The following is a 12593-nucleotide window of genomic DNA, read 5'->3' on the forward strand; positions in this document are numbered from 1 at the left end:
AGTGTGCCAGTTCTGCCGGGGGATGACTACGCGCGGCGCAGAATCAACCAGCCACCCACGGCAATCAGGACCCACTGCGCCGGCGCGGCATTGATCCACAGGTTGGGGTCGCCACCCAGGGTGCTGCTGCCCAGCACCAGCAGCGCAATACCCGCCACGCGCAGTGCCCACTGATTGCGTTTTGGCTCAGGTGGCTGCTCAACGGGCTGCTCGGCGATCCTGTTCAGGGCCTTTTGGGTAATCTCGATCAGCGCTGGCACCCGTTCCAGATGCTGTTGCCAGACCTTGGCCTGATGCTGCGGCAGCATGCGCTCACGCATCCAGCGCTCAAGGTAGGGTTGCGCAGTGCTCCAGAGATCGAGATCGGGATACAGCTGACGGCCCAGGCCTTCGATATTGAGCAGGGTTTTCTGCAGCAGTACCAGTTGCGGCTGTACTTCCATCTGGAAGCGGCGCGCGGTCTGGAACAGGCGCAGCAACAGCTGGCCGAAGGAGATTTCGCTCAGCGGGCGCTCGAAGATCGGCTCGCAGACGCTGCGAATGGCCGCTTCAAACTCGTTGACGCGGGTGTCGGCGGGAATCCAGCCGGAGTCGATGTGCAGCTGCGCCACACGGCGATAGTCGCGCTTGAAGAAGGCCATCAGGTTGCGCGCCAGATAGCTCTGATCTTCCGGGGTCAGGCTGCCGACAATGCCGAAGTCGATAGCAATGTACTGAGGTTCCCACGGGTGCGCGCGCGAGATGAAGATGTTGCCGGGGTGCATGTCGGCATGGAAAAAGCTGTCGCGAAACACCTGGGTGAAGAAGATCTCGACGCCGCGCTCGGCCAGCTTCTTCATGTCGGTGCGCTGATCGGCCAGCGCCGCCAGATCAGTGACCGGAATGCCGCTGATGCGCTCCATTACCAAGACCTTGTGGCGGCACCAGTCCCAGTACACCTTGGGAATGTACAGCAGGTCGGAGTCTTCAAAGTTGCGCCGCAGCTGCGAGGCGTTGGCGGCTTCGCGGTGCAGATCCAGCTCATCGAAAATGGTGCGCTCGTAATCCTCGACCACCTCGACCGGGCGCAGGCGGCGACCTTCGGCGGAGACGCGCTCCAGTCCACGGGCGGCCAGGTACAGCCATTGAATGTCCTGATCGATTACCTCGCCGATAGCCGGGCGCACCACCTTGACCACAACCTCGGTGCCATCGTGCAGCCGTGCGGCATGCACCTGCGCGACCGAGGCCGAGGCCAGCGGCTCGTCGCTGAATTCGGCAAAGACGCTTTCGATGCTTTGGCCCAACTGCTCCTCGATCCGAGTGCGGGCCTGGTCCGCCGGGAAGGGCGGCACCTTGTCCTGCAGAAAGGCCAGCTCCAGCGCGATGTCGTCAGGCATCAGGTCGCGGCGGGTGGAAAGAATCTGGCCGAACTTGATGAACACCGGGCCCAGATCTTCGCAGGCCAGGCGCAGCCGCGCGCCACGGCTGAGATCCTTGGGCGCCGGGCGCAAGCGCCAGGGGCCGAGTTTCAGGCCCAGCCGCGCCAGCGCCGGTAGCGGCAGTTCCAGCAGAATCTGGTCAAGGCGGTAGCGGGTGAAGATGTGCAGGATGCGCAGCAGGCGCGTAAAAGCGGTGAGTCTCATGCGTCTGGTGTGTCCGGGTCGGTTGGGCTGAGCAGGGCGACGCGGGCTTCGAGCCGGTCAAGCTGCAGGCGCATTTCATGGAGTAGTTCGGCGCTGGCGCGGGCTTCGGCGTTGCCGACCAGCTGGCGGCTTTCTTCGGTCAGGTATTCGCCCAGGGTCATGCGCAGGCTTTCGCGGCTGTCCTTGCCCCATTGGTGGCTGCGGCGCAGCAGGCTGCCAATGGCATGCGCGGGCACCGGCCCCAACCAGCGGGCCAGCTCGGCTTCACCGTCCAGGCGCAGGTCGCCGAATATGTTCTGCAGGCTCATGAGCACCTGGCTGTCGCCGGTCAGCTCCAGCTCAGGATGTTGCAGCAGGGCCTTGCGGTCACGGCTGACCAGTAACTTCGCCAGCACGGCACTGGGTGCGCTCAGCTGGCAGTCGGCCGCGCCGGCATAGGCGTTGAGCAGTTGCATGCGCCCCTCGGCGGGCAGCAGATAGAGCTGCCAGTCGGGCTCGCGGGCGCTGATCAGAATGACCTTGCCGGTCAGCGCAGCCAGACGGCGTGCGGTCAGGGCGTCGCGTTGCAGCGCAGCCTCGATGCTGCGCTGCGCGGCGGCCAGCAGTGCCGCCGGCAACATCAGGGTTTGATCCCCCGGTGCAGGGCTACGATGCCACCGGTCATGTTGTGGTAGGTCACACGGGCAAAGCCGGCCTCGACCATCATCGCCTTGAGGGTCTCCTGATCGGGGTGCATGCGAATGGACTCGGCCAGATAGCGATAACTGTCCGCATCGTTGGCCACCAGCTTGCCCATGAACGGCAGCAGCTTGAAGCTGTACTGGTCGTAGGCCTTGGACAGCAGTTCGCTCTTGGGCTTGGAGAACTCCAGAATCAGCAAACGCCCGCCTGGCTTGAGTACCCGCAACATGGAGGCGATAGCCGCGTCCTTGTGGGTAACGTTGCGCAAACCAAAGGCGATGGTGATGCAGTCGAAGTAATTGTCGGGGAAGGGCAGCGCTTCGGCGTCGGCCTGCACAAAGCGCACGTTGCCAGCCACGCCCAGATCAAGCAGACGGTCGCGGCCGACCTTGAGCATCGAAGCATTGATGTCGGCCAGAATCACCTCGCCCTCGGGGCCCACGCGCTTGGCAAAGCGGCGGGTCAGATCGCCCGTGCCGCCGGCAATATCCAGCACCCGGTTGCCGGGACGCACGCCCGACAGCTCGATGGTGAAGCGCTTCCAGATGCGGTGGATGCCGCCGGACATCAGGTCGTTCATGATGTCGTACTTGGCCGCGACCGAATGAAACACCTCGGCGACGCGCTGCGCCTTCTCGGATTCGGCCACGGTCTGAAAGCCGAAATGGGTGGTGTTGTCGGTGTTCTGCTTGTCGCTCATGGAATCAGTCTGCCCTGGCAAAATCAGGCCCCATTCTAACCACTTTTTCAGGCCCGGCGGAGAATTAGCTGTGCGGCTTGCCGCCACTGTTCCAGCATCTGACGCAATTGCCGGGATGACGTTCCCGAGGCTTTGCGGCATGCTACAGGGCCACCCAATTGATACACCCCATGGAGTAGTCGATGGCGACCGTAGACATTACCCGCGAGCATAGTCTGGGCAAAGAAAAGGCCAAGGAGCAGGCGCAGTTGCTGGCCGACAAGCTGGCGCAGAAACTGGATGCCAAGTGTGCCTGGCAAGGCGATGAACTGACCTTCAAACGCAGTGGTGCCGATGGCTCCATTCATGTGTCCGACTCCGACGTGCGCGTGGTGGTCAAGCTGGGCATGATGCTGTCGCCCATGCAGGGCATGGTCAAAGGCGAGATCGAAAAGGCGCTGCAAAAATATCTGGCCTGAGGCGATAAATCCGGTTTTAGTATGTCTTTTCTAATTTCGAAGCGTAGCTTGCTGAGCAAGGATCGGTGATCGGTCCATTGCAGTAACCCTACTTTTAATCAGGAGCTACCAACATGGCCAAGACTACTACCGCTAAAAAACTGGAAGACAACGCTACTACCTTCGCCAATGACGTGAAGAACTACACCCACCAGATCTGGTTGGCTGGCCTGGGCGCTTATGCCAAAGCCGGTAAAGAAGGTGCAGATTACTTCAAGAAGCTGGTTGCCGAAGGCGAAGAAGTCGAGAAGAAGGGCAAGGAGATCGTTGAAAACCAGGTTGAAGCTGCCAACAGCCGCATCGAATCCTTCAAGGAAAAAGTGCAGGAAAAAACCGGTGGTCGCTTCAGCAAGGTAGAAGAGGTATTCGACGAGCGCGTTGCTTCTACCCTGGGTCGTATCGGCATTCCGAGCAAGAAGGACATTGACCAGTTGTCTGCTAAGCTTGATGATCTGAGTGCTGCACTCAAGTCACTGCAAAGCAAGTAACGGTCACAGAGGAGTTGCTCCATGGCGGGAAAGAAAAAGGATGACAAGGATCCTGGCTGGGTCGCCGATATCGAAAGTTACTCACGTCAGATCTGGTTGGCTGGCTTGGGTGCTTACGCCAAGGTCGGGAAGGAAGGCGTAAAGCTTTTCGAAAACCTGATCAAGGACGGTGAAGCGGCCGAGAAAAAGGCCAAGGTCGAGATCGACAAACAGGTCGATGCCTTGAAAGGCAAAGCCAAGTCCGGCAAGGACCCACTTAACGCAGGCAAGGCCAAGGCTGAAAAAGCCAAGGGTCGCCTCACCGGTAAGTGGAGTGAGCTGGAAGAAGCCTTCGACAAGCGCCTCAATAGCGCTGTCGCCCGCCTCGGAGTGCCCTCACGTGATGAGGTCAAGGCGCTCAACGGCAAGGTCGATGAACTGACCAAGCTGATCGAGCAACTGGCCGGTGGCAAGGCTGCCGGGGCCAAACCTGCCGCCAAGCCGCGCACCCGCGCTGCCACGGCCAAGACCGCAGCGGCTAAACCCGCCGCGGCCAAGCCTGCAGCAGCCAGCAAGCCACCAGCGGCCAAGAGCACCACGGCAGCTAAGCCGGCCAGCAAGCCAGCGGCCAAAAAGCCGGCTGCCAAGGCGGCGCCCAGCGCGAGCAGTACGACGGCTGCGAAGCCAGCGACAGCGCGCAAGGCACCGGCCAAGCCAAAGGCAGCAGCCAAGCCTCGCGCTCCGGCCAAGCCCAAAGCGCCAGCCAAACCCAAGGCAACGCCTGCCGCCGTGAAAGCGGCCGAGCCGGCGGCGCCAGCGGCAGCAACACCGGCGCCAGGGGCCAAGCCCAGCGAGTCCTGATTCGTCGGCGGCTACCTCGTAGTACAAAAAACCCCGAACAGCTAACGCTGCTCGGGGTTTTTTATTGGTTGCGCGCCCTGCAAAAGCCGACTTATCCCTCAACCAGTGTCGCGGCCCGCGGCGGCCCACTCAGCTGTAACGGTCGATCAGCGCCTGCATCCACGCCTCGGTGGATTCATCCAGGTACGGCAGCAGCAACCCCAGCGTCTGCTGTACGCCGGCGGCCGGATCGGGTTGTTCGCCGCTGGCGATGCGTTGGTAGTCGAGCCAGAACAGGCAGGTTTGGCACAGTGCATCCAATAGCCGCTCCAGGCCTTCCTCTGCGCAGCGCAGTTGTCCGGCTGCGCGCATCACCAGCAGAATGTGCGCAAGGCACTGGCGCAGCTGATGCAGCCAGGCGTGCATGGCCTGGCGGATGAAGGGGTAGCGGCTCATCAGGTTGGAGAGATCCTGAAACAGAAAGCGGTAGGTGGCGATTGACTCGAACAGCAGATGCAGCAGCAGCCAGAGATCTTCGGGTGACACCTCTTCAGGGTTCTCCGCCGGGCTCAGCAGGTTGCGTGTGCTGAGCAGAAAGTCATCAATCAGCACTTCCAGCAGCGCTTCTTTACCCTTGAAGTGGTAGTACAGATTGCCGGGGCTGATATCCAGCTCGTTGGCCATATCCAGTGTGGTGACATTGGGCTCACCCTGCTCGTTGAACAGTTCCAGAGCACAGAGCAGGATACGGTCGCGGGTTTTCATGGGGCTCCTCAAAGCTGGTGCACGTAATGGCCGGGCGCGGGGCCCAAGGCGGGATCGGCAAGCGGGTGAACGGCGGGTTGCAGGTCGCCGCTGTGACGGGCTAGCCAGTCGGTCCAGGCGGGCCACCAGCTGCCCTCGGTGAGGCTGCTGCGGCTGGCCCAGCTCTCAGGGGTATCCTGGGCATCTGTTGGTGCGCTCTGGTAACCCGCGCGGGCCTGCCCCGGCGGGCACAGCAGGCCTTGTACGTGGCCGCCACGGCACAGGGTGAACTGGCAGTCGCCGCCCAGCCGCCCGGCCGGCAGGGCGTTGTGCCACGGCACGATATGGTCGCGCTCGGCCGCCAGATGCCAGCTGGGCAGGGACAGCCGGGTCAGATCAATATGTGCGCCGTCGATTTGCAGGCTCCCCGGCCGGCTCAGTGGGTCGCGGGTCAGCAGATCGAGCAAGTCTTCGACCAGCTGCGCGGGTAGCCGGGTGTTGTCGTGACTCCAGGTGTGCACCGGCGAACTCGGCAATGCCTCGCCCAGAGCATAGCGCTGCACCGCCGGCTGCCAGAGCAACTGCTCGGGTTTCATCCAGGTAAACAGGCTGCCCAGGCTGCGTTCGTCGAGATAACCCTGCCGCCAGACCTGGCGCCGCAGGCGTTGCTGGGTAGCGCTGCCGGCGAGGCGCTGGAGGTCGGTTTGCAGCCGTGCGTCCAGCGGCGTGATCAGCAAGCTCAGGGCGCTCAGGCAAGCGGCGCGGCCACGCGCCTGCAACCAACCGGCCAGCAGACTGGCGAGGATGCCTCCGGAGCACACCCCCAACAAGCTGGCCTGGGTGCTGCCGCTGCGCGCCAGGACCTGCATCAGCGCCTCGCGGCAGGCTCTCACGTAGTGGCTGAGCCCCCAGTTGCAGTGGCTGGGGTTGGGGTTGCGCCAACTGATCAGGTACACCGCCATGCCTTGCTGCAGCGCGTGCTGCACCAGGCTGGTGGCGGGGGTCAGGTCGAGCAGGTAGTAGCGATTGATCGGCGGCGGGATGATCAGTAAAGGCTTGCTGTATTGCTGCTTGGTGACCGGGGCGTAGTGGATCAACTCGAAGCTCGGCTGCCGCAGCACCACTTCGCCTTGGCTCAGCGCCAGCTCATGCCCGGCGCGGTATTGATTGTCGGCTTCGGGCATGGCCAGCGGCCGCTGGGTTAGCTGGTCGATCAACAGATGGCGTGCGCCGCGGCGCAGGTTGGCGCCGCGGCTTTGTCGCGTTGCCGCGATGATCTGTGGATTCAACAGGCTGTTGGAGGGCGAGCTGGCGGCGCTTAATTGGTCCAACAGCCAGCGTAGGTTGGCGCGCTCCGGCTCGCCGATATCCAGCTCGTTGAGCCATTGCTGCAGCGGTTGTTGCCAGGCCTGCCAGAGCTGCAGCAGGCGCTGTTGCAACGGGCGCTGCCAACCGGGGTGCTGAAAGCGTGGGTCATCGGCCAGCGCGGAGCAGTCGAGCTTGCGCTGCAAGGCTAGCAGGCTGAGGCGGGTAACGCGGCACAGGTAGCGTTGGTGATGGCCGGGTTGGCTCAGGGTGGAGCGCCAAAGGGCGAGAAGACTCCGGGACAGATCCGCGTTAAGAGATCCTGCGACTGCTTGTCCGTGGGGTCGTGCGCGCATCCAGGGGTTCCGGTCCAGATGGTGGGCTTATTGTTCTGCAGTCTAACGCAAGGGCTTGCGGGTACCAGCCCCTGCGTGCGCCGGCTGCTCGGCTTTGTGAGCTGGGGCCGAATTCAGTTCTTGATCAGGGCGCTGGTGGGTTGGTGACGGATCACCGCGGGCTGCTTTTCCTCCGACAGGAAGTTCATGATCAGCGGCGCAACGCTCTGCGCACGGGTGATCAGAAACAGATGTCCATCGTCGATCACGTGCAGCTCGGAGTTGGGGATGCGCCAGGCCAGCAAGCGCATGTTGACCAGCGGGATCAGCGGATCGTCGTCGCCCGCGAGAATCAGTGTGGGTTGGCGAATCTTGTGCAGCCAGTGAATGCTGGTCCAGCCGAGGCCGGCAAACAGTTGCCAGTAGTAACCCAGCTTGCCGGAGGAGCGCACCTTGTTGGCATGCGCTTCGGCCAGGTGCGGGTCGCGGCGAAAGGCGCCGCCGTAGATGTCTGGCGCAATCGCCACGCCGTGCGAGGGCTGCAGGTAACGTCGCGGACTGGCCATTTTCAGCAGCACCTTGGGACGACCGGGCACCATGACGGCGCCGGCCGAGGTGGCAGCCAGAATCAGCTTTTTGCAACGTTCCGGGTGGCTGTAGGCAAACTGCTGCGCCAGCGCGCCGCCCCAGGACACGCCAATCACGTTGACCTGCGAGTAGTCGAGGTAATCCAGCATGCGCGCCGCCAGCTTGGCCAGGCCAGGGAAGCGGAACGGTGTGGCCGGGGTAGAGGAGCCACCCACGCCGGGAACGTCGAAGGCGATAACCTCCAGCGTGGGGTCCAATGCTGCAACGAACGGGAAAACCAGTTCCAGGTTGGCGCCGATGCCGTTGAAGATCAGCAGCGGTGGCAGGCTGCTGGTGCCCGGGCGCACGGCAGTACGCAGGTACTGACCGTCGAGCTCGATAGTGCGGAAGACATAATTCTGCGGCATGGGCGCTTCCCGTGGTGACGCGTATCAGCGTTCGTGAACGTAGGTGCCGGGCGCGGGTTCCAGCGCCGGGTACTCTTCATTGCCAAGCAATTCCGGTGCCGGTTTACGCTTTCCGCCGCGGGTATGCAACCAGTCGCGCCAATGTTGCCACCAGGAATCGGATTGTTTGGTCGCGGTTTCCAGCCATTTCTTGGAGTCGTCGGTCATCTCGCTGTTGATGAAGAAGCGCGCCTTGGGGTTGCCTGGCGGGTTCAGAATGCTCTGAATGTGACCGCTGGACGACAGCACGAACTCGCACTTGCCACCGAGCAGGCGCGCCGATTTGTAGCAGGCCTCCCAAGGCGTGATGTGGTCGTTGAGGCCGGCAATCACGAAGAAGTCGCTCTTCACCTGCTTGAGGTCGATGGGGGTGCCGCAGACTTCCAATGCGCCGGGTTTGGTCAGCGGGTTGGATTTGAACATCTCCAGAAACTCGCCGTGCAGCGCGGCTGGCAGGCGGGTGGTGTCGTTATTCCAGAACAGGATGTCGAATACCGGTGGCTCATTACCCAGCAGGTAGTTGTTCACCCAGTAATTCCACACCAGGTCGTTGGGCCGCATCCAGGCGAAGATCTTCGCCATGTCGCGTCCCTCCAGCACCCCGTGCTGATAGGACATGCGCCGCGCCGCCTCGATCGAGCGTTCGTCGGCAAAGAGTGCCACCTGCGTCTTGATCTGGGTGTCCAGCACGCTTACCAGCAGGGTGAAGGAATGCACCTTCTTCTCTTTCAGCGCCGCATAGTGACCCAGCAGTGAGACAGTGGTGATGCCGCCGGAGCAGGCGCCGAGCATGCTCAGGTCCTTGCTGCCGGTGATTTTCAGTACCACATCGATGGCTTCCTTGAGCGCTTCGATATAGGTGCTCAGCCCCCACTCGCGGTGCGACTTGGTCGGGTTGCGCCAGCTGACCACAAAGGTCTGCATATGGCTGACCGACAGGTAGCGCGCCAGGCTCTTTTCTGGCGACAGGTCGAACACGTAGAACTTGTTGATCTGTGGCGGCACCACCAGCACCGGGCGCTCGTAGACCTCTTCGGTCAGCGGCTTGTACTGGATCAGCTCCAGTACCTCGTTGCGGAACACCACGGAGCCCTTGGTGGTGGCCAGGTTGCCGCCCACTTCAAAGGCATTCATGTTGACCTGGCTTGGCATGCCGCCGTTGTGGGCGATGTCCTGTGCCAGGTGAGTGAGGCCGTCGAGCAGACTCTTGCCGCCGGTCTCGAAGAAGCGTTTCAGGGCCGCCGGGTTGAGCGCAGTGTTGGTCGGCGACATCGCCTCGGTCATCAGCGAGATGACAAACTGGGCGCGACTGACATCCTGCTCGGGCAGGTCAGCGGTGGTGATCCAGGTGTTGAGTTCCTTGCGCCAAGCCAGATAGGTCTGCATGTAGCGCCGATAAATCGGGTTCTGGCTCCAGGTCGGGTCAACAAAGCGGCGATCTTCCGGCGTGGGTGCGATATCGGAGCGGCCGATCATGACGTCCTTGACCGCCAGGCCCAGACGGCCGATGTGCTTCAGGCTGTGTACCGGTTGCTTCACGGTCTGGCGCATGACCATGCGCGCAGTACTGATCAGATCCCGCGTTGGCGCGCCTATGACCGGGTTGGGACCGAGGATGCTTTCAGAGGTTTTATGACTCAAATCGTCACTGTTTATTTTATTGCCCATTTTCAACGCTCCAATCTGAGGCAGGGAAGCCAGTGCGGCGGACCATCAGTAAGGCAAACTGGCTTTCTGGTGTCGCACCCTTGAGACAACTTAGCACGAGGGTCAGGGGCTGTTAAGCGAAGTCTGCAAAACAGCAAGGCGGCTTTTCAGTCGCGCTTCAACCGTCGATCACTGCTTGGCTTGCACGGGGTATGCCAAGATCTTTTTGCACAGGCACGGTGTGCGCTCTGGACGGGATTCGCTCGCGAACAGGTTACTGTGCCGCCAGTCAGGGACTACAGCAGATAAATGTGGCAAACAGATTTAGCGACGCTCAGGGAATGAAGCGAACCGCTGAGGTATGCGGGTCTCGGGAGGCTCCAGCCGCGTGCAGCTGGTCAAGATAGGCGTTCCAGCGCGTGTCCTGTTCGGTGGCTAACTGGTACAGGTAGGCCCAGGTGTACAGGCCGCTATCGTGACCGTCATCGAAGGTCAGTTTTAGTGCATAGCGCCCTGCGGTTTCCACTGCGCTGAGAGCAACATCCTTTTTGCCCGTCTGCAGCACCGGCTTGCCGTGCCCCCGCACTTCGGCCGAAGGTGACAGCACGCGCAAGTACTCTGCCGGCAGCACAAACTCGCGACCATCGGCGTAACCCAGCTTGAGGCTGCGGGAGGTTTTCTGCAGTTTGATGGTGGTGGGTATTGGGTCGGGCATTGAAGATACCTCAGCTTCAAGCGACAAAGCAGGCCGGTGCTTGGACTCGACCTGCTTGGGGCTTGCCGCTGGTTTTAAAGGATATACCTGGACAGGTCTTCGTTCACCGCCAGCTCACCCAGATGCTCGTCGACATACGCGGCGTCTATCTTGAGCGGCTGCTCGCTGTGCTTGGAGGCCAGGTCGCCGGCGCTGAAAGAGACTTCCTCCAGCAGGCGTTCGAGTACCGTATGCAAGCGACGGGCGCCGATGTTTTCGGTTTTCTCGTTGACCTGCCAGGCGATCTCGGCAAGGCGTGTGATGGCGTCGGCGGTGAACTCGATGTTCAGCTCCTCGGTCTTCATCAGCGCGCGGTACTGCTCGGTCAGCGACGCATCGGGCTCGGTGAGAATGCGCTCGAAATCGCCGGGTGTCAGCGACTGCAGCTCTACCCGAATTGGCAGGCGGCCCTGCAGCTCGGGAATCAGGTCCGAGGGCTTGGTCAGGTGGAAGGCACCGGAGGCAATGAACAGGATGTGGTCCGTCTTGACCATGCCGAACTTGGTGTTCACCGTGCAGCCTTCAATCAGCGGCAGCAGATCGCGCTGCACGCCTTCTCGTGATACATCGGCACCGCCGCCGCTGTCGCCGCGCTTGCTGACCTTGTCGATCTCGTCGATGAAGACAATGCCGTTCTGCTCGACCACCTCGATGGCGCGGCCCTTGAGTTCGTCTTCGTTGACCATCTTGGCGGCTTCTTCGTCGCGCACCAGCTTGAGCGCATCCTTGACCTTGAGTGTGCGGCTTTTCTTCTTGCCCTTGCCCAGGCTGGAGAACATGTTCTGCAGCTGGCTGGTCATTTCTTCCATGCCGGGTGGGGTCATGATCTCAACGCCCATGGGCGTTTCCGCCACTTCGATGTCGATTTCCTTGTCGTCCAGCTCACCCTCACGCAGGCGTTTGCGGAACAGCTGGCGGGTGCTGTTTTCTGCGCGTTCCGGCTGGTCGCCGGTAGCTTGGCGGGCGGGTGGCAGCAGGGCGTCGAGAATGCGGTCTTCGGCGGCGTCTTCGGCGCGGAAGCGCACCTTGACCATTTCCTGTTCGCGCAGCAGTTTGATGGCAGCGTCGACCAGGTCGCGGATAATGGATTCCACATCGCGGCCGACATAGCCCACCTCTGTGAACTTGGTCGCTTCTACCTTGATGAAGGGCGCCTGCGCCAGTTTCGCCAGGCGGCGAGCGATTTCGGTCTTGCCGACGCCGGTCGGCCCGATCATCAGAATGTTCTTGGGGGTGACTTCAGCGCGCAGTGCCTCGGGCAGCTGCTGGCGCCGCCAGCGATTGCGCAGGGCAATGGCGACGGCGCGTTTGGCATCCTGCTGGCCGATGATATGGCGATCCAGCTCGTGCACGATTTCACGTGGGGTCATGGACATGCTGATTGCTCCGAACGCCTCAGGTATTGGCGTCCAGCTCCTCGATGGTGGTGTTGCTGTTGGTATAAATGCAGATTTCGCCAGCGATGCCCAGGCTGGATTCAACGATCTCACGAGCAGACAGCTCGGTGTGGCGCAGCAGAGCGGTGGCGGCAGACTGGGCAAATGGCCCGCCTGAACCAATGGCGATCAGGCCGTGCTCGGGCTCAATCACATCGCCGTTGCCGGTGATGATCAAAGAGGCATCCTTGTTGGCAACGGCCAGGAGCGCTTCCAGCTTGCGCAGGGCGCGGTCGGTGCGCCAGTCCTTGGCCAGCTCGACGGCGGCGCGAACCAGGTTGCCCTGGTGTTTTTCCAGTTGCGCTTCAAAGCGCTCGAACAGAGTGAAGGCGTCGGCGGTACCGCCGGCAAACCCGGCGATAACCTGATCCTTGTACAGGCGGCGTACCTTGCGGGCGTTGCCCTTCATCACGGTATTGCCGAGGGAGACCTGGCCGTCGCCACCGATCACGACCTTGCCGTGCCGGCGAACGGATACGATTGTAGTCACGCGCAACTCCTGGTTGGCTGTGGAGAAAGGGGAGGCAA

At 62.0% G+C, this 12593-nt stretch carries 13 protein-coding genes; 3 read left to right on the forward strand and 10 right to left on the reverse strand.

The features are described 5' to 3' along the window. Positions 1 to 26: 26 nt before the first annotated feature. The 3 genes from ubiB to ubiE are packed head-to-tail and all read right to left on the reverse strand — an operon-like array spanning position 27 to position 3006. Positions 27 to 1625, reverse strand: coding sequence for a ubiquinone biosynthesis regulatory protein kinase UbiB (gene ubiB / locus BLU26_RS13490; protein WP_092287420.1), 1599 nt, complete (start codon positions 1623 to 1625; stop codon positions 27 to 29). After that, positions 1622 to 2245 carry a ubiquinone biosynthesis accessory factor UbiJ gene (locus BLU26_RS13495; RefSeq protein ID WP_092287421.1) on the reverse strand — a complete coding sequence of 208 codons (624 nt, stop codon included), beginning with the start codon at positions 2243 to 2245 and terminating at the stop codon, positions 1622 to 1624. Before BLU26_RS13495 ends, ubiB begins: the two co-directional genes overlap by 4 nt. After that, positions 2245 to 3006: a bifunctional demethylmenaquinone methyltransferase/2-methoxy-6-polyprenyl-1,4-benzoquinol methylase UbiE gene (gene ubiE, locus BLU26_RS13500; protein ID WP_092287422.1), complete on the reverse strand. Its 762-nt coding sequence runs from the start codon at positions 3004 to 3006 to the stop codon at positions 2245 to 2247. Before ubiE ends, BLU26_RS13495 begins: the two co-directional genes overlap by 1 nt. A 182-nt stretch (positions 3007 to 3188) precedes the next feature. On the opposite strand from ubiE, the gene BLU26_RS13505 reads away from it, so the two are divergent. The 3 genes from BLU26_RS13505 to BLU26_RS13515 all read left to right on the forward strand — a co-directional run bounded on the left by BLU26_RS13505 (position 3189) and on the right by BLU26_RS13515 (position 4831). Further along, complete coding sequence (locus BLU26_RS13505; RefSeq protein WP_092287423.1) at positions 3189 to 3464, forward strand: polyhydroxyalkanoic acid system family protein; 276 nt, start codon at positions 3189 to 3191, stop codon at positions 3462 to 3464. A gap of 113 nt (positions 3465 to 3577) precedes the next feature. Beyond that, complete coding sequence (locus BLU26_RS13510; protein ID WP_092287424.1) at positions 3578 to 3991, forward strand: phasin family protein; 414 nt, start codon at positions 3578 to 3580, stop codon at positions 3989 to 3991. A gap of 21 nt (positions 3992 to 4012) precedes the next feature. Next, the gene (locus BLU26_RS13515) at positions 4013 to 4831 is read left to right on the forward strand and encodes a phasin family protein (protein ID WP_092287425.1); all 819 of its coding nucleotides are present in this window, start codon (positions 4013 to 4015) and stop codon (positions 4829 to 4831) included. 129 nt (positions 4832 to 4960) lie between these two features. Here BLU26_RS13515 and BLU26_RS13520 read toward each other — a convergent pair whose 3' ends face one another. The 7 genes from BLU26_RS13520 to hslV form a co-directional block, all read right to left on the reverse strand. After that, on the reverse strand, positions 4961 to 5575 hold the full coding sequence (locus BLU26_RS13520; protein ID WP_092287426.1) for a TetR/AcrR family transcriptional regulator: 615 nt from the start codon (positions 5573 to 5575) through the stop codon (positions 4961 to 4963). Between the two features lie 8 nt (positions 5576 to 5583). Continuing rightward, the gene (locus BLU26_RS13525) at positions 5584 to 7215 is read right to left on the reverse strand and encodes a PHA/PHB synthase family protein (RefSeq protein WP_092287427.1); all 1632 of its coding nucleotides are present in this window, start codon (positions 7213 to 7215) and stop codon (positions 5584 to 5586) included. Positions 7216 to 7328: 113 nt separating this feature from the next. Continuing rightward, positions 7329 to 8189, reverse strand: a complete 861-nt coding sequence (phaZ, locus tag BLU26_RS13530) for a poly(3-hydroxyalkanoate) depolymerase (protein WP_092287428.1) — start codon at positions 8187 to 8189, stop codon at positions 7329 to 7331. Positions 8190 to 8213: 24 nt separating this feature from the next. Beyond that, entirely contained in the window at positions 8214 to 9896 is a 1683-nt protein-coding gene (gene phaC / locus BLU26_RS13535) for a class II poly(R)-hydroxyalkanoic acid synthase (protein ID WP_092287429.1), read from the reverse strand. Positions 9897 to 10209: 313 nt separating this feature from the next. Next, entirely contained in the window at positions 10210 to 10590 is a 381-nt protein-coding gene (locus BLU26_RS13540) for a gamma-butyrobetaine hydroxylase-like domain-containing protein (RefSeq protein ID WP_092287430.1), read from the reverse strand. A 74-nt stretch (positions 10591 to 10664) separates the two neighbouring features. After that, positions 10665 to 12005, reverse strand: a complete 1341-nt coding sequence (gene hslU, locus BLU26_RS13545) for an ATP-dependent protease ATPase subunit HslU (protein ID WP_092287431.1) — start codon at positions 12003 to 12005, stop codon at positions 10665 to 10667. A 19-nt stretch (positions 12006 to 12024) separates the two neighbouring features. Continuing rightward, positions 12025 to 12555, reverse strand: a complete 531-nt coding sequence (gene hslV, locus BLU26_RS13550) for an ATP-dependent protease subunit HslV (RefSeq protein WP_092287432.1) — start codon at positions 12553 to 12555, stop codon at positions 12025 to 12027. Positions 12556 to 12593 lie beyond the last annotated feature (38 nt).

Origin of the sequence: Halopseudomonas sabulinigri, assembly GCF_900105255.1 — a bacterium.
Taxonomy (GTDB): Bacteria; Pseudomonadota; Gammaproteobacteria; order Pseudomonadales; family Pseudomonadaceae; genus Halopseudomonas; species Halopseudomonas sabulinigri.